The sequence below is a fragment of the Deinococcus aquaticus genome (assembly GCF_028622095.1).
GTDB lineage: Bacteria > Deinococcota > Deinococci > Deinococcales > Deinococcaceae > Deinococcus > Deinococcus aquaticus.
The window spans coordinates 2,407,296-2,429,569 of sequence record NZ_CP115165.1; the positions used below are offsets into that span (position 1 = coordinate 2,407,296).

The window sequence follows — 22,274 nt, forward strand, 5'->3', positions numbered from 1 at the left end:
GGTCTGGCCGTGGGACGGGAAGGCTGTTCCGGCCGCACGGGGAAGTGCGGCAGGGACGTGGAATTCACCGGCAGACGCTATTGCAATTAAGCTTGGCGCGGATACTAATGCGCGCCCGGAGGTCGGCCTCACAGGTCAGCTAGACAGCTCTAGACGGGGTACAACAAATAGACGCACGGTCGCTTGCGTTTCGTCAGCCAGTCAGTTATCAGGACGGGGTGTCGCGTGGCCCGAAAGAGAGCCTTGCCAGAGAGCAAGGGAATCAGATTCACGCAATTCAAACGCGAAACCCACCCTGCGCGGGCTCTCCGCACGAAAGAGGCAGGCAGAGGTTCATCCCCCTGCCTGCCCCCTCTACGGTTACCTTCCGTTGGAGTGCCCCGTTGACTGTCTCCTACGGGACGCTTACCAGCGCTCAGTGACGGTCTTGAGCTGCATGAAGTTCGCCAGATAGTCCGGGCCGCCCGCCTTGCTGTCCGTGCCGCTCATGTTGTACCCGCCGAACGGCTGCACACCCACGATGGCGCCCGTGATCTTGCGGTTGAAGTACAGGTTTCCCGCCTCGAACTCGTGCCGCGCCTGCTCCAGCCGGGCGCGGTCACGGCTGCAGACGCCGCCCGTCAGGCCATACTCGGTGCTGTTCGCGATGTCCAGCGCGTCCTGCCAGTCCCGCGCGCGGATCACGGACACGACCGGCCCGAAGATCTCCTCCTGCGCCAGCCGCGCGTCGCGCTTCACGTCGCCCACGATGGTCGGCTGCACGTAGTAGCCCTGTTTGCCGTTCGCCTCGCCCGTGGCCTCGCCGCCCAGCAGCACCTTGCCCTCACTGGGAGCTAGTTCCAGGTAGCCCTTGATCTTGTCGAAGCTCATCTGGTTCACGACCGCCGTGACGTTTGCGTTCTCCTCGCCCGTGCCCACCTTCAGGGCCTTCGTGCGCTCCACGAAGCCACTGACCACGGCGTCGTACACGCTGTCCACCACGATCAGGCGGCTCATGGCGCTGCACTTCTGCCCGTTGAAACCGAACGCGCCCTGCACGGCCGCCGTGACCGCCATGTCCAGATCGGCCGTCTCGTCCACGATCAGGCCGTCTTTGCCGCCCAGCTCCAGAATGACCTTCTTGATCCACTTCTGGCCCGGCTGGGTCTTAGCGGCCACCTCGTTGATGTGCAGGCCCACCGCGCGGCTCCCCGTGAACGTGATGAAGCGCGTCTTCGCGTGCGTCGTCAGGTACTCGCCCACCTCTTTCCCCACGCCCGGCAGGAACTGCAGCACCCCGGCAGGCAGCCCCGCTTCCAGCAGGATGTCTACCATCATGCCCGCGATCAGGCCGCTGTCCTCGGCCGGCTTGGCGATCACGCAGTTGCCCGCCACGATCGGCGCGGCCAGCATGCCCAGGAAGATCGCGCACGGGAAGTTCCACGGCGAGATGCTGACGCCCACGCCCACCGGCATGAACATCAGGCCGTTCTCCTCACCCTCGAACCACGTCGTCTCGGCCGCGCCGAAACCCGCGTACTTCATGGCGCTGCGCGCGTAGTATTCCAGGAAATCGATGGCCTCCGCCACCTCCACGTCGGCCTCGGCGTAGTTCTTGCCGACCTCGACGCTCATCAGCGCGCAGGCCTCTAGGCGGCGGGCCTTCAGGATCGCGGACGCCTTCAGCAGAATGCGGGCGCGGGCGTCCACATCCCACTTCTTCCACGACTCGAACGCCTTCCACGCGCCCTGCAGGGCACGCTCGGCGTCGTCGATGGTGGCCTTCGCCGTCGTACCCACTACTTCACTGGTATCGCAGGGGTTCAGCGAGGTCAGCTTCTCGGCCGTGTCCACGCGCTCACCGTCGATGACCAGCGGGTAGTGCTTCCCGACCAGCTCGGCGCGCACTTTCTTCAGCGCGGCCCTGTAGGCCTGAACGTTCTCTTCCTTCGTGAAATCGATGAAGCTCTGCGGGCGGTACTCTTGGATCTTTAACATATAGCTCCTTAGATGAATTACACGGCTGTTCTTTGTCAAGATGCGCGTAGATTTAGCGTACCAGTCTTAGGCCTACTTCTAACAATTCCTGACATATTATATCAAGAACGTGGTTTTGCGTCGAAGTGAAATGAATAAAAGTGTCATGTGTGCTTATGCCTCTTGTGACACTGCCGAAGCATCCGTCGCCCTCCCATACTCCGCCGAGATGATCCGTAGCACCCTTTACGGCCTTCATGCCAAGTTGCGTGGCGTAATAATGGCACACCAGAACAAGTTGATCTACAGATCTGCTTGATGACGTTCCTGTCAAAAGAATGCTGTTGTAATGCGCACCTGGGCGCATGTAAGGATTTCTCAATGCTGCTTCGCGTTCGAGAAAAACCTGTACATTGGCAGCGTGAGGGACGTCTTCAAAAAAAATAGTGCCTTCGTGCCCGATGGAGTAGGCGAATTGAGTGTTGGCCCTCTCGTGATAGAACTCTTCAAACACCTGATCCATTGGGTGATAATCATCGGGTGAACTGATTTCTCGTACACCCAAAGTACACGGAGCACCGTCGATCCTCGAAGGGACGGAAAGGCCGGCGAGTTCGGTCTGCATGGCAATCAGTGCGTGATTGCAGTATCCCCACTTGGCAGTCATCTCAGCCCGGAGCGCATCTGGGCTGAGGAAGCACCCATCTGCCTTCTCGAATCCTGTTATGAAGTCGCGCGCACGTCGGCTCCAAGCCCACGTGAGTGCGTTACCGAGCATCCGGCTCGTCTCTTCAGTAGCAGGACTAGGAACAGGTAATGGGTTCAACACGTTCGTTCAGCCCTTGACCATGCCGCGCAGCACGAACATGACGTTGGCGGGGCGTTCGGCGATGCGGCGCGAGAAGTACGGGTACCAGTCGCGGCCGTAGGGGATGTACGCGCGGACGCGGTAACCCTGCGCGGCAAGGTTCTTCTGGAGGTCGCGGCGGATGCCGTACAGCATCTGGAATTCGAAGGTGTCCTTGCTGATGCCGTTGGCGAGGACGAAGTGCTGCACGTCGCGGATGATGCTCTCGTCGTGCGTGGCGACGTTCACGTAGTTGCCGGCTTTCATGTGGGCGTACACGAGTTTGCGGTAGCCCGCGTCCACGTCGGCCTTGACGGGCATGGCGACCGTCTCGGGTTCCAGGTACGCGCCCTTGACGATCCGGAGGTTGGGGTGCAGGTCGTCCAGCGCGGCGCGGTCGGCCTCGCTGCGGTACAGGTACGACTGGAGGACGCTGCCCACGTGCTCGCGGCCGAACTCGCCGATCAGGGTGCGGAGCTGCGCGAGGGTGATGTCCACGCGCGGGTGGTCTTCCATGTCGAGGCACACGAACCCGCCGTACTGTTTGGCGCGGCCCACGATGCGGCGGGCGTTGGTGAGGCCCAGGTCCCCGCCCTCCACGGTCTTGCCCTGGCCGACGCTGCTGAGTTTCACGCTGACGTACGGTCTGATGCCCTGGGCGTGCGCGGCGTCCATGAGGTTCAGGACGTTGTCGGCGAACGCGGTGCATTTCTCGGGTGAGTCGATGAATTCGCCCAGCAGGTCGAGGTTGGCCAGGACGCCGTCCTTTTCCAGTTCCTTCACGGCGTTCAGGGCGGTCTGGATGCTCTCGCCGGCCACGAAGCGCTGGGCGACGCCCCAGCCTCGGGCGCGCACGATGTTCTCGATGGTTTTCTGCCCGGCGACGGTCAGGACGGCTTTGCGGTACAGCTGGTCGATCATGCTTGTTTCTCCGGTGGGGTGGGCTGGGCGAGGTTCTGGAGGACCAGGGCGGCGAAGGTGCGGACGTGCGTGCGGGCGGCCTGACGGGCGGCGTCCGGATCGCGCGCCAGGATGGCGTTCAGGATGTCGGCGTGCTGGGCGTCGGTCTGGGGGTGGGCGTTGTACGTGCGGGTCTGGTGCTTGATAAGCGCCACGCGTTGTTCCAGGTCGCGGTTCAGGTCGGCCAGCGCGGCGTTGTGGGTGGCGGCGGTGACGGCCCGGTGGTACGCGAGGTCCAGTCGGGTCTGTTCGCGGTAGTCGCTGCAGGGCGCGCGTTGCAGGGCGCTCAGGGCGCCGCGCAGGGTCTGGGCGTCGGCGGGGGTGTGCTGGCGGGCGCACAGGGCGGCGGCCAGTCCGTCAAGTTCCTCGCGGACCACGTAGGTGTCGCGGGCCTCATCGGCGGTGACGGTGCGCACACGCACGCCCTTGTTCGCCTCGGCGATCAGCAGGCCGTCCTGGGTCAGGCGCATCAGGGCCTCGCGGATGGGCGTGCGGGACACACCGAGCTGCTGGCCGAGTTCCACCTCGCCCAGGCGCTCGCCCGGTGCGATGTCGCCGTCCAGTACGGCGCGGCGCAGGTGTTCGTAGACGCCGTCGCGGACCAGGGTGGGGCGCTCGAAAGAGGTCATTGTGGATATTGTATACAATCCTTGCGCAGATCTGCAAGCCAACGGACCTGATGAGAGCTCACTGGTATGGGAGCACGCCGCTCCCTCTCCCGTGCGCCTGACGCCCGATCCAGACAGGCCGGGGGCAGCAGGCGCGGCCTGAAGGGTGCTCACATCCCGGCTCATACGCCGCCACGCCGGGGCAGCACCCGGCTGTCGGGTCGCTGGTATTGGGCGTCGCCAGCGAGCCAGAAAGGATGGCGGCGCGTGACCGCCGAATGAGCACAGGTGAAGCCTGGGAGAGCCTGCATCACCACTCCGGTCTATTGTGATCAAAACTGCATTTGCGGTGATGGGCGGCCCCTACACTGGCTCCATAGTTTTCCTGGGTACGCAGTGAGTAAGAGGCGCACAAGGTTTCTGTGCGTCTCTTCGTGCCTATTGGAATCTAAGGAGTTGAACATGGCTGTAGGTAAAGTGAAATGGTTTAACGCGGAGAAGGGCTTCGGTTTCATTCAGACGGAAGGGAGCCCCGACGTGTTCGCGCACTTCAGCGCCATCCAGAGCACCGGCTTCAAGAAGCTCAACGAGGGCGATGAAGTCGAGTTCGAAGTGGAAGAAGGCCAGCGCGGCAAGGGCCCGCAGGCCAAGAACATCGTCGTGACGAAGGCCGCGCCCGTCAGCGAGTACGGCGGCAACCGCCGCGACGACCGCTGGTAATCGCAAACCACCCCTAACCGGAGGAGCCCACCAGGGCCACTCCGGTTTTTTTTTGTCGTCCCGCCCGCGCCCGCTCACCCCGGCGCGGGCGAACTGCTGTCTCCACCTCCCACGCGGGCATGAAGGTCAGCACGCCAATATGCTTACGGTCCGCGCCAGTCACCCTCCTATACTTCAGGACGATGACTGCAACCCAAGCTGATACGACCGGCGTGAGCAACCCCCTGCTGAACGTCGGGTTCCGCATTCCGTTCGACCAGATCCGCCCCGAGCACGCCGCGAGCGCCGTGGACACCCTGCTGGCCCAGACGCAGGAGAAGCTCGAGCAGCTGGCCGCCGCCCCGCAGCGCGACTTCGTGAACTTCATGGCCGACCTTGACACCCTGACCGAGCAGCTGGACACCGTGAACACCATCGTTCACCACCTGGACGCCGTGGTCAGCAGCCCCGAATGGACCGCCGCCAAGATGGAGATCCTGCCCAGAACCAGCGAGTTCTACACCCGCCTGGGCCTGCACGAAGGTCTCTGGGACGCCCTGAAAGCCTTCGCGGCCACCCCCGCCGCCGCCGCGCTGGACCCCGTCCGCGCCCGGCACCTCCAGACGACCATCGACGACTTCCGCCGCGAGGGCGCCGACCTGCAGGGCGATGACCGCGACCGCCTGCTGGCCCTGAACACCCGCCTCGCGGAAATTACCAGTGCCTTCTCCCGCAACGTCCTCGACTCGACCGCCGCCTACGAACTGCTCGTGCCCGCAGAGCGACTGGCCGGCGTGCCGCAGCGCGTGCAGGACGCCACCCGCCGTGACGCGCAGGGCAAAGGCCAGGACGGTCACCGCCTGACCCTGCACGCCCCCACCCTGCTGCCCATCCTCACCTACGCCGACGACCGCGAACTGCGCCGCGAACTGTGGCAAGCGCAGGGTCAGCTGGGCGTGCAGGAAGGCCGCGACAACCGCCCCCTGATCCGCGAGATCCTGCAACTGCGCCGCGAGAAGGCCGCGCTGCTGGGCTTCCGGGACTTCGCGGACTACGTGCTGCACGACCGCATGGCCGGAGGCGGCGACCGCGCCCTGAGCTTCGAACGCGACCTGGACGCCCGCACCCGCCCCGCCTTCGAACGCGAGAACGCCGAACTGGTCGCCTTCTACCACGAGCAGGCCGGCGCGGACGCCCCGGAACTGCAACCCTGGGACGGCGCGTACTGGGCCGAGAAGCAGCGGCAGGCGAAGTACGACTTCGACGAGGAAGCCCTGCGCCCGTACTTCCCGATGGACGGCGTCCTGACGGGGATGTTCGAGATCGTGCGCCGCGTGTTCGGCGTGACCGTCAGCGAATCCAAGGCGCCCGGCTGGCACCCGGAAGTTCGGTACTACGACATCCACGACGAGGCGGGAGCGCACGTGGCGAGCTTCTACACCGACTGGTTCCCGCGCGACAGCAAACGCGCCGGCGCGTGGATGAACGCCTTCATCACCGGCGGCCCCCGCGACGGCGGCGTGGACCCCCACCTGGGCCTGATGTGCGGCAACATGACCCCCCCCGACGGCGACACGCCCGCCCTGCTGTCCATCCGCGAGGTCGAAACGGTCTTCCACGAGTTCGGGCACCTGCTGCACCACGCGCTGGCCCGCGTAAGCGTCCGGAGCCTCAGCGGCACCCGCGTCGCCTGGGACTTCGTGGAACTCCCCAGCCAGATCATGGAGAACTGGGTCATGGAACGCGAGGCGCTGGACCTGTTCGCCCGCCACTACCAGACCGGGCAGACCATCCCCGAGGACCTGTTCGCCCGCATGATCGCCGCCCGCAACTACCGCGCCGCGAACGCCGCCATGCGCCAGTACTCCTTCGGCCTGACCGACCTGAGCCTGCACGTGGAATTCGACCCGACCGGCGACGCCGACCCCCTGCTGTACGCGCGGGACATCATGGCGACCTTCATTCCGTTCCCGCTGCCCGCCACGTACGCGCAGATCGCCAGTTTCAGCCACCTGTTCAGCAGCCCCGTCGGGTACGGCGCCGGCTACTACAGCTACAAGTGGGCCGAGGTGCTCGACGCGGACGCCTTCAGCCGCTTCGCGCAGGAAGGCATCTTCAACCGCGACACGGGCCGCGCCTTCGTGGACGCCATCCTGAGCCGCGGCAACAGCGCCGACCCGGCCGAACTGTACCGCGAGTTCATGGGCCGCGACCCCGACGCGGACGCCCTGCTGCGCCGCAGCGGCCTGCTGCCCGCCTGAAGCCTCCCCAGTCCTGATACAGACTCCGATTGGTAACTGCTCAGCAGGGTAAATTGCTCAGAATCTGAATTCAGCCCTAAAAATTGCTAAGAAGCTGGTTTCGAATGACTGAAATTGCCGATATGGGCGAATTGGTCCGTCCAAAGCAGATTTGCAGTAAATATTATGTTCATACAAAACGGGAACAGGCGTTTTTTGCCGTGTTTATCGTGCTGAGCAGTTACTCCGATTGAATGGTTTGTAAAAACCGTTCAATCCGAGCAGACGCGAGCAGGATTAAAGAGGATTCCGGGCGTGGAGTTGGCAACCCGGTGCCCCTGCGGGTCGTTAACGAAACAGACGGAATCCGTATGAGTTTTGGTCCAGCAGGTCCGGTTCACGCCGGGCCTGCTGGCATGTGTGGCGCGGGCGGCGCGGGTCTGCGCTTACCCTGGAGCCTGCGGCGGGTTAAGCTGCGTTCACGATGCTCATCAGTTTCTTCCGGCGTTCCTCCCGCCCGCTGGCCGCTCTGCTGGCCTTCGCCCTGCCGGTGGCTGTGCTGCCGGCCGCCGCGCAGGCGGGACCGTCCAGCGCGGAGACGCTGCTGATAACCCGCCTGAACGAGGTACGCGGCCAGGGCGTGAACTGCCCCGGCAGCGGCCGCCGCCCGGTCGCCGGGACGCTGCGTTACACGCCGGAACTGGCGGCCGCCGCCCGCATTCAGGCCGGGTACATGAGCGCCACGGGCCGCATCAGTCACACCGGGCAGGACGGCAGCACCCCGAAAGTCCGCGCGGCCAGTACCGGCGTGAACGCCGTGAGCGTCACCGAGATCATCTACATGGGCGGCGGGGTCAACCCCGAGCAGGCCATCCGCTGGTGGCTGAACTCGCCGGAACACTGCTTCTGGATGAACGACGCCCGCTACACCCAGGTGGGCGCGGCGGTCGTGCAGGGCTCACGCGGCGCCGCGTACGTGATGGTCCTCAGCAGCAACTCCCGGTAACGCGGCGGCTGGTGTGGCCTGCCTGCCGCCGGGGGAGGCGGGTCACGGACTGTCCCGTTACCCGAACAAGCGTTCGTTTGACTCCCGTGGGCCTTACACTGGAGCTCACATGAACAAGGTGTACCCCGACGCCCGCGCGGCGCTTTCCGACATCGTGCAGGACGGCCAGACCATCGCCGTGGGCGGTTTCGGTCTGTGCGGCATCCCCGAGCAACTCATCCTCGCCCTGCGCGACACCGGCGCCACCGGCCTCACCGCCGTCAGCAACAACGCCGGCGTGGACGGCTGGGGCCTTGGCCTGCTACTCCAGACCCGCCAGATCCGCCGCATGATCAGCTCCTACGTCGGCGAGAACAAAGAATTTGAACGCCAGTACCTCGCCGGGGAACTCGAACTGGAATTCACCCCGCAGGGCACGTTGGCCGAGCGGATGCGCGCGGGTGGTGCAGGCATCCCCGGCTTTTACACGAAGACTGGCGTGGGGACGCTGGTGGCGGAGGGGAAGGAGCACAAGGAGTTTGATGGTCAGACGTACATCCTGGAACGGGGGATCGTGGCGGACGTGGCGCTGGTGAAGGCGTGGAAGGCGGACCGGGCGGGGAATCTGGTGTACCGGAAGACGGCGCGGAACTTCAACCCGATGGTGGCGACCTGCGGCCGGGTGACCGTGGCGGAGGTGGAGGAGATCGTGGAGGTCGGTCAGATTGATCCGGACGACGTGGACACGCCCGGCATCTACGTGCAGCGGGTGGTGGTGAACGCCAACCCAGAGAAACGTATTGAGCAGCGCACCGTCCGCGCCGGCTAGAGCCTCAGCGGCAGGCGTTCTCCTCGTTCTTCTCCTGCTGCCACCACCCGTCGAACGGTGTGACCGGCACGGCGCGCTTGTGACGGGTCTGAAGGTACATCCGTTCCAGCTTCCCGGCGACCTCCTCCGGCACGGGCTGGCCCTCCAGGTAATCGTCGATCTGCGCGTACGTGACGCCCAGTGCGTGCTCGTCCGGCAGGCCCGGGCGGTCGTCTTCCAGATCGGCGGTTGGCACCTTGCGCCACGTTTCCTCGGGCGCGCCCAGCTGAGCGAGCAGCTGCGCGCCCTGGCGTTTGCTCAGGCCGGTCAGGGGCGTGACGTCCACGCCGCCGTCACCGTACTTGGTGAAGAACCCGGTCAGGGCCTCGGCGGCGTGATCGGTGCCCACGACCAGCAGGTTCAGCTGCCCGGCTAGCGCGTACTGCGCGACCATGCGCTCGCGCGCCTTGATGTTGCCACGCACGAAATCACGCAGTTCCCCACCGGCACCCGCCTCTGCCAGGGCGGCGGCGGCGGCGCTTGAGGCGGCGTCCACCGCGCCTTTCACGTTCACGGTCACGCTGTGGTCCGGGCGGATGAACGCCAGGGCGCGCTGCGCGTCCGCCTCGTCAGCCTGCACGCCGTAAGGCAGGCGCACGGCCATGAACGTCGCCTCGGTCCCCCCGGCGCGCAGGCGCTCGGTGGCCAGCTGGCACAGCCGCCCCGCCAGGGTGCTGTCCTGCCCGCCGCTGATGCCCAGCACGAAGCCCCGCGCGCCCGACGCGCGCAGGTACGCGCACAGGAACGCCACGCGCCGCTCGATCTCGGCGGCCGGGTCAATCGGCGCCTGCACGGCCAGTTCACGCTGAATCTGCTCTCGAAGACCGGTCATGCGGCGCAGTATTCCACGCGTCCGGCCTGCCTGAAGGTGGGGCGTTGGTGCCCCGCCGGGCCGCCCGCTGCGGAACATCCGGCGTTCCGGGCGGCCCGCTGCACCTAAGATGGGTGATGTGAGTGACCGCCCCACCCTTCTGCGCCTGCCTGCCGACGCCGTGGCCGCTCCCGCTCCGGATACCCTGACGGTCGACGGGGTCATCGAACACCTGGGTCTGGGGGCGTTTCAGTACCGGCTCCTGGTGATCTGCGGCCTGACCTTCGCCGCCGACGCCATGGCCGTGCTGGTCATGGGATTCGCGCTGAGCGGCGTGCGCGAGTCGTTCGGGCTGGAGGCCGGGACACTGCCGGTCACGCTGCTGACCCTGGCGACCTTTGCGGGCATGTTCGTGGGCGCGCCCTTCTGGGGCCGGGCCGCCGACCGCTTTGGCCGCCGCCCGGTGTTCCTGACGACCGTGACGCTGGGCGTGCTGTTCGGCCTGCTCAGCGCACTGGCACCCAGCGTGTGGGTGCTGATCGCCGCGCGGGTCCTGACGGGCTTCGCCATCGGTGGGACCATGCCCGTGGATTACGCCATGATGGCCGAATTCATGCCCGCCGCGCTGCGCGGCCGCTTTCTGGTGCTGGTCGAGGGCTTCTGGGCCATCGGGACGCTGGGCATGGCGGCGCTCGCCTCGGTGCTGCTGGCCGGCGGCACCCTGGAATTACCCGGCGACGGCTGGCGCTGGCTGGTGGCCCTGACGGCCCTGCCGGGCATCGCGGGTCTGTTCGTGCGGCTGGGCGTGCCGGATTCGCCCCGCTGGCTGGTCGCGCACGGCCGCATGGACGACGCCCTGAGCGCCCTGCGGCAGGTGGCCCGCCGCAACCGCCGCGAGCTGCCGGACCGGCCGCTGGCCCCGCCGCTGCCCCTGCTGCGCCAGAAATCGCGGTTCGCGGTGCTGTTCGGCCCGGACCTGCGGGACCGGACGTTCCTGCTGGCCGCCGCGTGGTTCGGCATGAGCCTCGGGTACTACGGCATCTTCTCGTGGCTGCCCACGTACCTGCGCGCCAACGGCTTCGAACTGACCGACACGTACCTGACGACCCTGCTGCTGGCCTTCGCGCAGGTGCCGGGGTACCTGCTGGCCTCGCTGCTGGTCGAGTGGGTGGGCCGCCGCGCCACGCTGGTGGGCTTCATGCTGGTCAGCGCGCTCGGCGCGTACCTGTTCCTGCTGGTGGACTCGGCCGTGGGAGTGCTGCTGGCCTCGGCGCTGCTGTCGTTCTCGCTGCTGGGCACCTGGGGCGCACTGTACGCCTACACGCCCGAGCTGTTCCCCACGCTGCTGCGCGCCTCGGGCATGGGGGTCGCCAGTGCGTTCGCGCGGCTGGGCAGCCTGATCTCGCCGTTCGCGGGCGCGCTGCTGCTGGGCGGGAACCTCGCGCAGTCCCTGACGGTGTTCGCGGCGCTGTTCGTACTGTCGGCCGCCTGCATCTGGACGGTCGGCATCGAGACGCGCGGCCGGCCGCTGCGGGACCGGGAGACCGCGTGACCTCCAAGGGAGCGTTCGGCCCGGCGCTGTTCACGGACCTGTACCAGCTGACCATGATGCAGGGGTACTTCGTCAGCGGCCTGCACACCCAGCCCGCCACTTTCGACCTGTCGTACCGCCGTAACCCCTACCGGGGCGGGTACGCCGTGTGGGCCGGACTGGAACCTGCCCTGGAGTACCTGAACGGCCTGCGTTTCGGCGAGACGGACCTCGCGTACCTGGGCAGCCTGGGCCTGTTCCGCCCGGATTTCCTGTCGGCCCTGCGCGACTGGCGCTTCACGGGCCGCGTGACGGCCTTCCCGGAAGGCAGCGTGGTCTTTCCCAGCGAGCCGCTGCTGACCGTGCAGGGACCGCTCTGGGAGGCGCAACTGGTCGAGACGGCGCTGCTGAACGTCCTGAACTTCCAGACCCTGATCGCCACCAAGGCCGCCCGCTGCCTGCACGCCGCGCAGGCTGGCGCGCACGGGGGCGAGATCGTGGAATTCGGCGCGCGCCGCGCCCAGGGACCTGACGGCGCACTTGGCGCGGCCCGCGCCGCCGTGATCGGCGGGGCCACCGGCACCAGCAACGTGGAAGCCGCCGCCCGCTACGGCCTGCGCGTGACCGGCACGCACGCGCACGCCTGGGTCGAGAGCTTCCCGGACGAACTGAGCGCCTTCCGCGCCTACGCCGCGCTGTACCCGGACGCCACCACGCTGCTGCTCGACACCTTCGACACGCTCCGCAGCGGCCTCCCGAACGCCCTGACCGTCGCGCGGGAACTGCGTGAGGCCGGGCACGAACTGCGCGGCGTGCGCCTGGACAGCGGGGATCTGGCGTACCTGTCCGCGCAGGTGCGGGCCGCGCTGGACGGTGCGGGCTTCCCGGACGTGCAGATCATCGCCAGTAACGACCTGTCGGAATTCGTGATCGAGAGCGTCATTCAGGGCGGCGGGCGCATCGACGTGTACGGCATCGGCACGCAACTCGCCACGGGCGGCGGCGAAGGCGGCGGCGCGCTGGGCGGCGTGTACAAACTCGTGGCACTGGGCGGGCAGGACCGCATGAAACTCACGGGCGACCCGGCCAAGACCAGTGTGCCCGGCACCAAACGCGTGTGGCGCGCCTGCGACAGTGCGGGCCGCCTCGCGCTGGACGTCGTGGCCGGCGAACAGGAGGCGGCCCCGCAGCCCGGCGAGCGCGTCAGCGACCCCGCCAACCCCATGCGGTCGCGCCGCGTTCCGGACGGCCTGACCTGGACCGACCCGCGCGTGACCGTCATGGACGCCGGGCGGCGCACCCGTCCGCCCGAGACCCTGCCGGACCTTCAGGCCCGCGCGCACTCGGCGCTGGCATCCCTGCCCGACGGCACTCGCCGGCTGCTGAACCCGCACGCGTACCACGTGAGTCTCAGCGCCGCGCTTCAGGGGCGCCGGGACGCCCTGATCACGGACCTGCGCGACCGCCACGGGCTGTAAGGGGGAGCCGTGCCGCCCGCCTCCCGCACGCCCGGCGCGCTCGCCGTGTACATCGGGCGCTTCCAGCCGCTGCACGACGCGCACCTGCACACCATTCAGGCGGCGCTGCACCGGCACGCGCACCTGCTGGTCCTGACCGGCAGCGCCAACCTCGCCCGCTCGGCCCACAATCCCTGGACCGCCCCGGAACGCGCCCGCCTGATCCGCGCCGCGCTGCGCGAGTCCGGTCACGACACCCGCCGCCTGAGCGTGCGCCCCCTGCCCGACGAGTTCGACGCTGGACTGTGGGCCGCGCAGGTGCAGGCCGCCGTGGCCGCCACCCTGGACCGCCTCGGGCCGCGCCCGGTCGTCCTGACCGGCTTCGAGAAGGACGCCAGCAGCGGTTACCTGCGCTGGTTCCCGCAGTGGCAGGCCGACCCCGTCCCCGCCCAGACGGCCGGCGGGACGGGCCTGCTGAATGCCACCGACCTGCGCGCCGCACTGCTGGGCAGGGGAGAGGTGCCGCCCCACGTCCCACCAGCCGTGCAGGCTTTCCTGCGCGACTTCCTGCGCACCCGCACCGCCGCCCGCCTGAGCGCCGAGTACCACGCCATTCAGGCCGCCCGCGCCGCCCTGAGCGGCACGCCCACGCCCCGGCACGAGCGGCTGGACCTGCACACCGACGCACACACTGTCTGGCTCGCGCGCCGCGACGGTCCCATCGGGCGCGGCCTGTGGGCGCTGCCCGCCACCCCCCTCCTGCCCGGCGACCTGCCCTCTCAGGCCGCCGTGTTCGCGCACCCGGCCCGCTCACCGGTCTGGCCCACCACCGCGCACGCCGTCCGCGTCACTGCCCCGCCGCCCGGCACGCGGCCCGTCCCGCTGGACGCCGCACTGGCCCGCCCACACGCCTTCTTCGAGGATCACCACGTCATCCTCTGCCGGATGCTGGAGGCGGGCCGCAGTCGTGCGTGAAAGGCATGGACTGTCCATCAGCCATCCTCCATCAGCCTGCCTGAAACGTGCCTGTGACGGACAGTGGGCATGATGGCCCTGTCCGATCCGTCCGGTCGGGCCGCTTGACAGGCCCGGCCAGCGCGCCGCAAGCTGCCCCTGACTTTCACAATTTCGCCCCTACCGACTTCAAGGAGGTCACCCATGCCCTGGACCCGAGACGAGATGGCCGCCCGCGCGGCCCGTGAACTGCAAGACGGCTACTACGTGAACCTGGGCATCGGCCTGCCCACCCTGGTCGCCAACCACATCCCACAGGGCGTCAGCGTGATGCTGCAAAGTGAAAACGGCCTGCTGGGCATCGGCCCGTTCCCCACCGAGGACGAGGTGGACCCGGACCTGATCAACGCCGGCAAGCAGACCGTCACGGCCCTGCCCGGCGCGAGTTTCTTCTCCAGCGCGGACAGTTTCGCCATGATCCGGGGCGGGCACGTGAACCTCGCGATCCTGGGGGCCATGCAGGTCAGCGAGCGGGGGGACCTGGCGAACTGGATGATTCCGGGCAAGATGGTCAAGGGCATGGGCGGCGCGATGGACCTCGTGGCGGGCGTGCAGCGCGTGGTGGTCCTGATGGAGCACGTGGCGAAGGGCGACGCGCACAAGATCCTGCGCGAGTGCGACCTGCCGCTGACCGGGCAGGCGGTCGTGAACCGCATCATCACGGACCTGGGCGTGCTGGACGTGACCCCGGATGGCCTGAAGCTGGTGGAACTTGCGCCCGGCGTCACTCTGGACGAGTTGCAGGCGAAGACCGGCGCGGCCGTTCACGCCTGACACGGATTCCGTCTGCCCCCGCATCCTGACCGGTGCGGGGGGTGTGTCATGAATCCCACCACAACCTAACGACCGTTTGTTAGACTGTGGGCAACAATGACCCAGCCAGACACCAGCGCCCCCCCGGCGCCCCCCGCCCGTAGCGCGTGGCAGGACGCCCTGGAACGCCTCGCCACTGACCGCCTGACCGTCCACGCCGGCGGCGGACCCAAAGCCCAGCAGCGCCAGCACGACAAGAACCGCCTGACCGCCCGCGAACGTATCCGCCAGCTGATCGACGACCAGACGCCCTTCAACGAACTGATGACCTTCGCCGGCTGGGAGATGTACCAGGACGTCGGCGGTTGCCCGTCGGGCGGCACCGTCACCGGCATCGGCACCATCCAGGGCCGCCCGTGGATGATCATTGCCAACGACGCCACCGTGAAGGCGGGCGCGTTCTTTCCGATCACTGCGAAGAAGGTCATCCGCGCGCAGACCATCGCCCTGGAAAACCACCTGCCGGTCGTGTACCTCGTGGATAGCGCCGGTGTGTACCTGCCCATGCAGGACGAGATCTTCCCCGATCAGGACGACTTCGGTCGCGTGTTCTACCTCAACGCCCGCATGAGCGCGCGCGGCATCCCGCAGATCGCCGCGATCATGGGCAACTGCGTGGCGGGCGGCGCGTACCTGCCCGTCATGTGCGACACGCTGATCATGACCGAAGGCTCAGGCCTGTACCTCGCCGGACCCGCGCTGGTGAAGGCCGCCATCGGGCAGGTCGTGGACAGCGAGGACCTCGGCGGGGCCAGTATGCACGCCAGCATCGCGGGCACCGTGGACTACAAGGAACCCGACGACGCCGCCGCACTGAAACGCATCCGCGCGCTGGCCGACCTGTACGCGCAGGGCGAAAGCGCCCCCTTCGCCAGACGCCGCAAGGAGCCGCTGCCCGCCCCGGAACGCGACCTGACCGACCTCGTGGGCTTCGACGGTAGCAAGACCTACGACGTGCGCGACCTGATCACCGCCCTGGTGGACGGCGGCCCAGAAGGTGAGCCCAGCTTCCACGAGTTCAAAGCCGAGTACGGCGAGACCCTCGTGTGCGGCTTCGCCCGCGCCGGTGGCTTCCCCGTCGCGTTCGTGGCGAACCAGCGCACCGTCATCAAGAAGAAACTCAAGAGCGGCGGCGAACCCGGCCTGCGCACCCGCATCGAGGTCGGTGGCGTCATCTACGGCGACAGCGCCGACAAGGCCGCCCGCTTCATCATGGACGCCAACCAGGCCGGCGTGCCCCTCGTGTTCCTGAGCGACGTGACCGGCTTCATGGTCGGCCGCGACAGCGAACAGGAAGGCATCATCCGGCGCGGCGCGAAACTCGTGAACGCCGTCAGCAACTCCGTCGTGCCCAAGATCACCATCATCACCGGGGGTTCTTTCGGCGCGGGGAACTACGCCATGAACGGCAAGGCCTACGCCCCCCGCTTCCTGTTCGCGTGGCCCAGCGCCAAATACGCCGTCATGAGCGGCAACGCCGCCGCCAAGACCCTCATGGACATCCAGCTCGCCGCCCTGAAACGCGCCGGTACCGAACCTGACGACGAGGACATCCTGCGCCTCTACGACGAGGTCAAGAGCAAGTACGACACCGAACTCGACCCCCGCTACGCCGCCGCCCGCCTCTGGGTCGACGAGATCATTCAACCCAACGACACCCGCGAGCGCCTGATCCGCGCCCTGGAAGCCTGCGCCCAGAACCCCCACCAGGACGAATTCCGGGTCGGCGTGTTCCAGGTGTAAGCGGGCGGATGGCTGAAGGCAGATGGCCTATGGCCTACAACGCCCCAGCCCCGCCTTCGCCATCCGCTATCTGCCATCCGCCATCTGCCCTCCGAAGGAGCCCCCCATGACCAGTACCCTGAACCGTCCCGACGCCAGCAATCCGAACACGCAGCCCCTGAACGACGAGCAGCGCACGATCATCAGCGCGCTGAAGTCATTCCTGAAGAACAAGGTCGAGCCGGGCGCGGCCGAGCGTGACCAGACCAGCGAGTTCCCCATGCAGATCGTGCGGGAGCTGGGCGAGATGGGCATCATGGGCGCGCAGACGCCCGAGGAGTACGGCGGCACCGGCCTGGACACGGCGACGTTCGCGCAGATCATTGAGGAGATCGCCGCCGTGGACGGCAGCCTGTGCCTGACGGTCGCCAGCCACAACAGTCTGTGCCAGGGCCACATCCTGATCGGCGGCACCGAGGCGCAGAAGCAGAAGTTCCTCCCGGCCCTGGCGAGTGCCGAGAAGCTGGGCGCGTGGGGCCTGACGGAACCCGGCAGCGGCTCAGATAGCGGTGGCATGCAGAGCAACGCCAAGGAGCAGCCGGACGGCAGCTGGATCCTGAACGGCAGCAAGAACTTCATCACGCAGGGCAGCGTGGGCGGCACGTACGTGATCCTGGCCCGCACCGACCCCGCCCGCTCCGGCAAGGGCAAGAACGACGGCATCAGCGCGTTCGTGTTCAACCGCGACGAGGTCACGGGCTTCAGCATCGGCCGCAAGGAAGACAAGCTCGGCCTGCGCAGCAGCGACACCGCCCAGCTGATCTTCGAGGACATCCACCTGCCCGCCGACGCCCTGCTCGGCGAGCGTGGCAACGCCTTCAAGGACGTCATGAAAGTGCTCGACGGGGGCCGCGTCGGCATCGCCGCCATGGGCCTCGGCCTGGGCCGCGCCGCGTTCGAGTACGCCACCCGCTACACGCTCGGCCGCGAGCAGTTCGGCAAACCCATCGCCACCAACCAGAACATCAGCTTCCGCCTCGCCGACATGGACACCAAACTTGAAGCCGCGCGCCTGCTGATCCGCAAGGCCGCCGACCTGAAAGACGCGGGCATGAACTTCACTGTCCCGGTCGCCCGCGCCAAACTGTACGCCACCACCGTCGGCGTCGAGGCCTGCGACGAGGCCATCCAGATGCTCGGAGGGTACGGCTACATCAAGGAATACCCCGTGGAACGCATGTGGCGCGACAACCGCCTCACCCGCATCGGCGAGGGCACCGACGAGGTGCAGCGCCTCGTCATCAGCCGCGACGTCCTGAAGAGATTCGCGGACTGAACCGGGGGGCCGGGGAGGGGCCGGGGGTCAGTCCTCCGGCTCCTCCAGTTTTTCCAGGAACTCGTCGTACTGGTACGTGATCTGATCCGAGAAGCCGTACCCGAATCCGCCAGCGTTCGACACCAGCCGTTCCAGCCGCTTGAATGGAATGTCTTTCAGGTCGAGGGTCGCCGCGCGTTTCAGGGCCGCCTCGAAGACGCCTTCCATGCTGCCGTAGTTGTTCTCCGGCCAGTCGCCGTACGCGTGCAGGCACATCACACCGGCCTCCACGTAGCGCAGTTCCGCGTCGAGCGCGTCGGCGGGCGCGGCGACCTTCAGGTACGCGGCCAGGGCCTTCTTCGCCCCGCCGACCTTCATGGTTGGAAGGCGACCGGACGTGCGGAACGCCTTCTCCAGCTCGGTTTCCAGCCGGTCCAGCAGGCCGCTGTGGTCGCCTTCCAGCAGCGCGGCCAGCTGGCGTTTGTTGTCGGCGCTGGCGCGGTACAGGGCTACGAGGACCTCGCGGAGTTCCGGAGCGTCCATATCACCGAGCGTCTGGCGAAGTTGCGTGAGGGTCAGGGCCATGCCGTCAGCGTACCGGCTGGCGGGTGCGACAATCAGCCATGAAAGCCGGAAGACTGTGGGGGGTGGGGGCGGCACTGGCGCTGGGCGCGTGGGTCCTCTCGACCAGACGCGCCGCCTCGTACGCCCAGTTGCACCCGGAGTTGCGCTCGCCGTTCGTGCGCCTGCGGACGCCGCCGTTCACGCCGGGCGTCGTGGCGGTTATGGGGGCGATGCAGGCCCGCGCGAAGGCCCCCGCGTTGCCGAACGGGGTGGCGGTCGAGGAGCGGCGCATTCCCGGCCTCCCCGGTGCGCCGGATGTGACGGTGTTCGTGTATAGGCCCCCGAATCTCCCGGCGGGCGCGGCGGCGATCCTGAACATTCACGGGGGCGGGTACGTGACCGGGTCGGCCGCCTCGTACCACCCGCAGAGCGCCGCGTACGCGCGGGAACTCGGGGTGCTGGTCGTGGGTGTCGAGTACCGCCTCGCGCCGGGCACGCCGTTCCCCGGCCCGCTGGAGGACTGTTACGCCGCCCTGACCTGGATGGCACGCGGGTCGGATGCGCTGGGCCTCGACCCGGCCCGTATCGCGCTGGTCGGCGACAGTGCCGGGGGTGGACTGGCCGCCGCTCTGGCGCAACTCGCGCACGACCGGGGCGAGGTCACGCCCGCGTTTCAGCTGCTGTACTACCCGATGCTGGACGACCGCACCACCCTGGCAGCCACGCACGACGAGCGCGGGGATTTCATCTGGCGGCCCGCGTCCAACCAGTTCGGGTGGTCGGCTTACCTGGGCCGCCCTCCAAGGATGGACAGCGCCCCCGAGTACGCCGCGCCCGCCCGCCGCGAGAGCCTGGAAGGCCTGCCGCCCGCGTGGATCGGCGTGGGCACCCTCGACCTGTTCTGCCCGGAAGACCGCGCGTACGCCCGCCGCCTCACGGGCGCCGGCGTGCCCTGCGAGTACGTCGAGGTGCCCGGTGCGTACCACGCCTTCGAGCGCTTCGCGCCGGACTCGGCGGTGGCCCGCACCTTCACGGCCTCCGCCCTGAACGCCCTGCGGCGCGGGCTGGGGCTGGCGTGAAGAGGACTGTCAGAATCTGTCAGGTACGCGCGTGGGGGGCCTTGAGTGCTGCGGGCGGGACGTTTGTCTGGAGTGCGTGCTGCACGGCGCGGCGGGTGTGAGTCCGGGGTGTGAACTTATCGTAAGCTTCGTGCCATCTCTGTCAGGGTTTGGTCTTTACACTGGTGGACATGAAGGGCCTGCGTGAATTTGTTGACTGGCTCCGCGAGGTGCTGAAAGGCAGCCCGCAACCACAGCCGGTGCCGATCCCCGTGCGCGTGCGTGACCGTCGCTAGGGGCACTGCTTTTCCCGTCATCTTCCCGCCCACCCGCTGTTTCCGGGGTGGGCGTTTTTCTGCCGTGTGCGGCGCAGGTCTGGTGGTGTCTGGGTGTGGGTGACCGTGTGCGCGGCGCTGTGTGGGCAGCGCGGGCGTGCCGGGGTGTGGGGGCGCTATTGTGCAGGGCGTGGCTGACGGCGATCATGGCATGAGTGAACTGCGCGCACTGGTTTCGGCGCGGCCCCCGGCGGAAGTGGAAGGGATTGAGAAGGCGTACGTGTTCGCGCGCGACGCGCACGCGGGCGTGAACCGCAAGAGTGGCGAGCCGTACATCACGCACCCGGTGGCGGTCGCGGTGATCCTGGCGCGGCTGGGCATGGATTCGGACAGCATCATGGCCGGGCTGCTGCACGACACGGTCGAGGACGTGGAGTACGTGACGTTCGGCATGATCGAGAAGCAGTTCGGGCCGGACGTGCGCCGCATCGTGGAGGGCGAGACGAAGGTCAGCAAGCTCTCCAAGCAGGGTTCCCAGGCGGCCGAGGTCAGTGACGCCGGGCGGGACGTGCAGGCCGAGAACCTGCGGCAGATGCTGATCGCCATGACCGGGGACATCCGCATCATCGTGGTGAAACTCGCCGACCGGTTGCACAACATGCGCACGCTGGGCAGCATGAAACCCGAGAAGCAGCAGCGGATCGCGCGGGAGACCATGGACATCTTCGCGCCGCTCGCGCACCGGCTGGGGATCGGGCAGATCAAGTGGGAACTGGAGGACCTGAGTTTCCGGTACCTGCAACCCGACGAGTACGAGTACCTTCAGTCGCGTCTGCGCACCCGGCAGGAGGAACGCGACGCGCTGATCACCCGCGCCGTGAAAGAACTTCAGGAGGCGCTGGAGGATGATCTGGAGTTGCCCGAGTGGGTGTCGGACATCGACATTGCGGGGCGCAGCAAGCACCTGTGGAGCATTCACACCAAGATGCAGCGTGAAGGCAAGGCCCTGGAGCAGATTTTCGACCTGCTGGCCATCCGCGTGATGCTGACCCCGCGTGATCTGGTCGTGCCGCCCGGCACGGACGACGTGCGCCGCGAGCGGGCCGAAGCGACCCGTGAGAAACGCATCTGCTACCACACGGTCAGCATCGTGCATTCCATGTGGACGCCGCTGCCGGGCCGCTTCAAGGATTACATCGCGGTGCCCAAACCGAACGGGTACCAGTCGCTGCACACGACCGTGATCAGCCAGAGCGGCCAGCCGATCGAGGTGCAGATCCGCTCGCGGCGCATGCATGAGGTCGCGGAGTACGGCGTGGCCGCTCACTGGATGTACAAGCAGGGCAACCAGCTGGCGCAGAAGGACCGCGAGAACTGGATCTCGCAGCTGCGCGAGTTGCAGAACGAGATCAACGACGCCTCGGATTACATGGACGCCGTGAAGACCGACATCCTGTCGCAGCGGGTGCGGGTGTTTACGCCCAAGGGACTGGCGATCAGCCTGCCGTCCGGCAGCACCCCGGTGGATTTCGCGTATCACATTCACACCCGTATCGGCGAGACAACCGTGGGCGCGCGCGTGAACGGCAGCATCGTGCCGCTCTCGTACAAGCTGGGAAACGGCGACATGGTCGAGATCGTGACCAGCAAGAACGGCCACCCCAGCAAGGACTGGCTGAACTTCACCGTGACCCGCAGCGCCCGCGCGAAGGTCCGGCATCACTTCCGCATGGAGGAACGCGACGAGGCGCTGCAACGCGGCCACGACCTGCTAGAACGGTACCTGCGCAAGCGGCAACTGGCGGTGCGGCAACTGATGCGCACCAAACTGCTGGAAGACGCCACCCTGAAACTGCTGGGCACCCGCAACCCGGACGACCTGTACCTGGCGCTGCACGCCGGGAAGCTCACGCCCAGCGTGGTGGGGCGTGTCCTGTCACCGCAACTGGCGCAGGAGCAGGCCCCGGCGAGGCGCGTGCCGACCCCGCGCGTACCGGAACCGGGCGGCGTGTACGTGGAGGGGTTCACCACGAACACCAAACTCAGTCAGTGTTGCAACCCCATCCGGGGTGATCAGGTCATGGGGTACCTGACGCGCGGGCGTGGCGTCAGCGTGCACCGCATCGACTGCCCGAACATGATCCGCCTGCTGAAAGACGAACCGGAACGCTGTGTGGCGGCCAGCTGGGACGCCGGAACGCCCGGCACGACCCTGGTGGACCTGGATGTGATCGGCCCGGACCGCGCCGGCCTGCTGGCTGACGTGCTGGGCATCCTGGCACGCGAGAAACGCAGTCCGACCCGCGTGGAAGCCGTGGTGGGCATGGAGGAGGTCGCCGTGATTCACCTGCGTCTGCCGGTGCTGGGCAACAGCGACCTGGAGAACATGCGGCGCGCCATCATGCAGGTTCAGGGCGTGGACGACGTGATCCGCGTGGGCGGCCGCAAACGCAACGGGGCCAGTTCCTGACGGGTCGGCCCGGCGGATGCTCTAGACTGCCCGGGATGCTGACAATCCTGACCGTTCATGCCTGCCCGGCGCGGAGCAGCG

At 67.6% G+C, this 22,274-nt stretch carries 19 protein-coding genes; 13 read left to right on the forward strand and 6 right to left on the reverse strand.

Translation table 11 applies throughout. The annotated features are described in order from the left end of the window. Positions 1-405 precede the first annotated feature (405 nt). The 4 genes from pruA to M8445_RS11725 all read right to left on the reverse strand — a co-directional run bounded on the left by pruA (position 406) and on the right by M8445_RS11725 (position 4,392). Positions 406-1,977: an L-glutamate gamma-semialdehyde dehydrogenase gene (pruA, locus tag M8445_RS11710; protein ID WP_273987933.1), complete on the reverse strand. Its 1,572-nt coding sequence runs from the start codon at positions 1,975-1,977 to the stop codon at positions 406-408. A gap of 52 nt (positions 1,978-2,029) precedes the next feature. Beyond that, positions 2,030-2,581 carry a hypothetical protein gene (locus M8445_RS11715; protein ID WP_273987934.1) on the reverse strand — a complete coding sequence of 184 codons (552 nt, stop codon included), beginning with the start codon at positions 2,579-2,581 and terminating at the stop codon, positions 2,030-2,032. Positions 2,582-2,791: 210 nt separating this feature from the next. Then, positions 2,792-3,724: a proline dehydrogenase family protein gene (locus M8445_RS11720; protein ID WP_273987935.1), complete on the reverse strand. Its 933-nt coding sequence runs from the start codon at positions 3,722-3,724 to the stop codon at positions 2,792-2,794. Further along, on the reverse strand, positions 3,721-4,392 hold the full coding sequence (locus M8445_RS11725; protein ID WP_273987936.1) for a GntR family transcriptional regulator: 672 nt from the start codon (positions 4,390-4,392) through the stop codon (positions 3,721-3,723). The genes M8445_RS11720 and M8445_RS11725 overlap by 4 nt, the downstream gene beginning before the upstream one ends. A 441-nt stretch (positions 4,393-4,833) precedes the next feature. Here M8445_RS11725 and M8445_RS11730 point away from each other — a divergent pair, with 441 nt between their 5' ends. The 5 genes from M8445_RS11730 (at position 4,834) to M8445_RS11750 (ending at position 9,124) form a co-directional block, all read left to right on the forward strand. Further along, positions 4,834-5,091: a cold-shock protein gene (locus M8445_RS11730; RefSeq protein WP_055362985.1), complete on the forward strand. Its 258-nt coding sequence runs from the start codon at positions 4,834-4,836 to the stop codon at positions 5,089-5,091. A 182-nt stretch (positions 5,092-5,273) separates the two neighbouring features. Beyond that, on the forward strand, positions 5,274-7,331 hold the full coding sequence (locus tag M8445_RS11735; RefSeq protein ID WP_273987937.1) for a M3 family metallopeptidase: 2,058 nt from the start codon (positions 5,274-5,276) through the stop codon (positions 7,329-7,331). Between the two features lie 104 nt (positions 7,332-7,435). Further along, positions 7,436-7,564, forward strand: coding sequence for a hypothetical protein (locus M8445_RS11740; RefSeq protein WP_273987938.1), 129 nt, complete (start codon positions 7,436-7,438; stop codon positions 7,562-7,564). A 230-nt stretch (positions 7,565-7,794) separates the two neighbouring features. Beyond that, complete coding sequence (locus tag M8445_RS11745; RefSeq protein WP_273987939.1) at positions 7,795-8,316, forward strand: CAP domain-containing protein; 522 nt, start codon at positions 7,795-7,797, stop codon at positions 8,314-8,316. A 109-nt stretch (positions 8,317-8,425) separates the two neighbouring features. Then, a complete protein-coding gene (locus tag M8445_RS11750; protein WP_273987940.1) occupies positions 8,426-9,124 on the forward strand; it encodes a CoA transferase subunit A in 699 nt (232 codons plus the stop codon). A gap of 4 nt (positions 9,125-9,128) precedes the next feature. On the opposite strand, the gene nadE is transcribed toward M8445_RS11750, so the two are convergent. After that, positions 9,129-9,995 carry an ammonia-dependent NAD(+) synthetase gene (nadE, locus tag M8445_RS11755; protein WP_273987941.1) on the reverse strand — a complete coding sequence of 289 codons (867 nt, stop codon included), beginning with the start codon at positions 9,993-9,995 and terminating at the stop codon, positions 9,129-9,131. 118 nt (positions 9,996-10,113) lie between these two features. On the opposite strand from nadE, the gene M8445_RS11760 reads away from it, so the two are divergent. From M8445_RS11760 to M8445_RS11785, 6 genes are all read left to right on the forward strand, one after another. Next, entirely contained in the window at positions 10,114-11,526 is a 1,413-nt protein-coding gene (locus tag M8445_RS11760) for an MFS transporter (RefSeq protein WP_337961594.1), read from the forward strand. A 53-nt stretch (positions 11,527-11,579) separates the two neighbouring features. Beyond that, the gene (locus M8445_RS11765; RefSeq protein WP_380091449.1) at positions 11,580-12,983 is read left to right on the forward strand and encodes a nicotinate phosphoribosyltransferase; all 1,404 of its coding nucleotides are present in this window, start codon (positions 11,580-11,582) and stop codon (positions 12,981-12,983) included. Positions 12,984-12,992: 9 nt separating this feature from the next. Next, complete coding sequence (locus M8445_RS11770) at positions 12,993-13,937, forward strand: ADP-ribose pyrophosphatase (protein ID WP_273987943.1); 945 nt, start codon at positions 12,993-12,995, stop codon at positions 13,935-13,937. A gap of 183 nt (positions 13,938-14,120) precedes the next feature. Beyond that, positions 14,121-14,750, forward strand: a complete 630-nt coding sequence (locus M8445_RS11775) for a CoA transferase subunit B (protein WP_055363407.1) — start codon at positions 14,121-14,123, stop codon at positions 14,748-14,750. Between the two features lie 96 nt (positions 14,751-14,846). Beyond that, complete coding sequence (locus M8445_RS11780) at positions 14,847-16,532, forward strand: acyl-CoA carboxylase subunit beta (RefSeq protein ID WP_273987944.1); 1,686 nt, start codon at positions 14,847-14,849, stop codon at positions 16,530-16,532. A 106-nt stretch (positions 16,533-16,638) separates the two neighbouring features. Next, positions 16,639-17,847 carry an acyl-CoA dehydrogenase family protein gene (locus M8445_RS11785; RefSeq protein ID WP_273987945.1) on the forward strand — a complete coding sequence of 403 codons (1,209 nt, stop codon included), beginning with the start codon at positions 16,639-16,641 and terminating at the stop codon, positions 17,845-17,847. Positions 17,848-17,874: 27 nt separating this feature from the next. Here M8445_RS11785 and M8445_RS11790 read toward each other — a convergent pair whose 3' ends face one another. After that, positions 17,875-18,411 (reverse strand): hypothetical protein, encoded by a 537-nt coding sequence (locus M8445_RS11790; RefSeq protein WP_273987946.1) that lies wholly within the window; start codon positions 18,409-18,411, stop codon positions 17,875-17,877. A gap of 38 nt (positions 18,412-18,449) precedes the next feature. Here M8445_RS11790 and M8445_RS11795 point away from each other — a divergent pair, with 38 nt between their 5' ends. Both M8445_RS11795 and M8445_RS11800 read left to right on the forward strand, forming a co-directional pair. Then, entirely contained in the window at positions 18,450-19,469 is a 1,020-nt protein-coding gene (locus M8445_RS11795; RefSeq protein WP_273987947.1) for an alpha/beta hydrolase, read from the forward strand. 465 nt (positions 19,470-19,934) lie between these two features. Then, positions 19,935-22,193: a RelA/SpoT family protein gene (locus M8445_RS11800; RefSeq protein WP_189063800.1), complete on the forward strand. Its 2,259-nt coding sequence runs from the start codon at positions 19,935-19,937 to the stop codon at positions 22,191-22,193. The last annotated feature ends 81 nt before the right edge of the window (positions 22,194-22,274 follow it).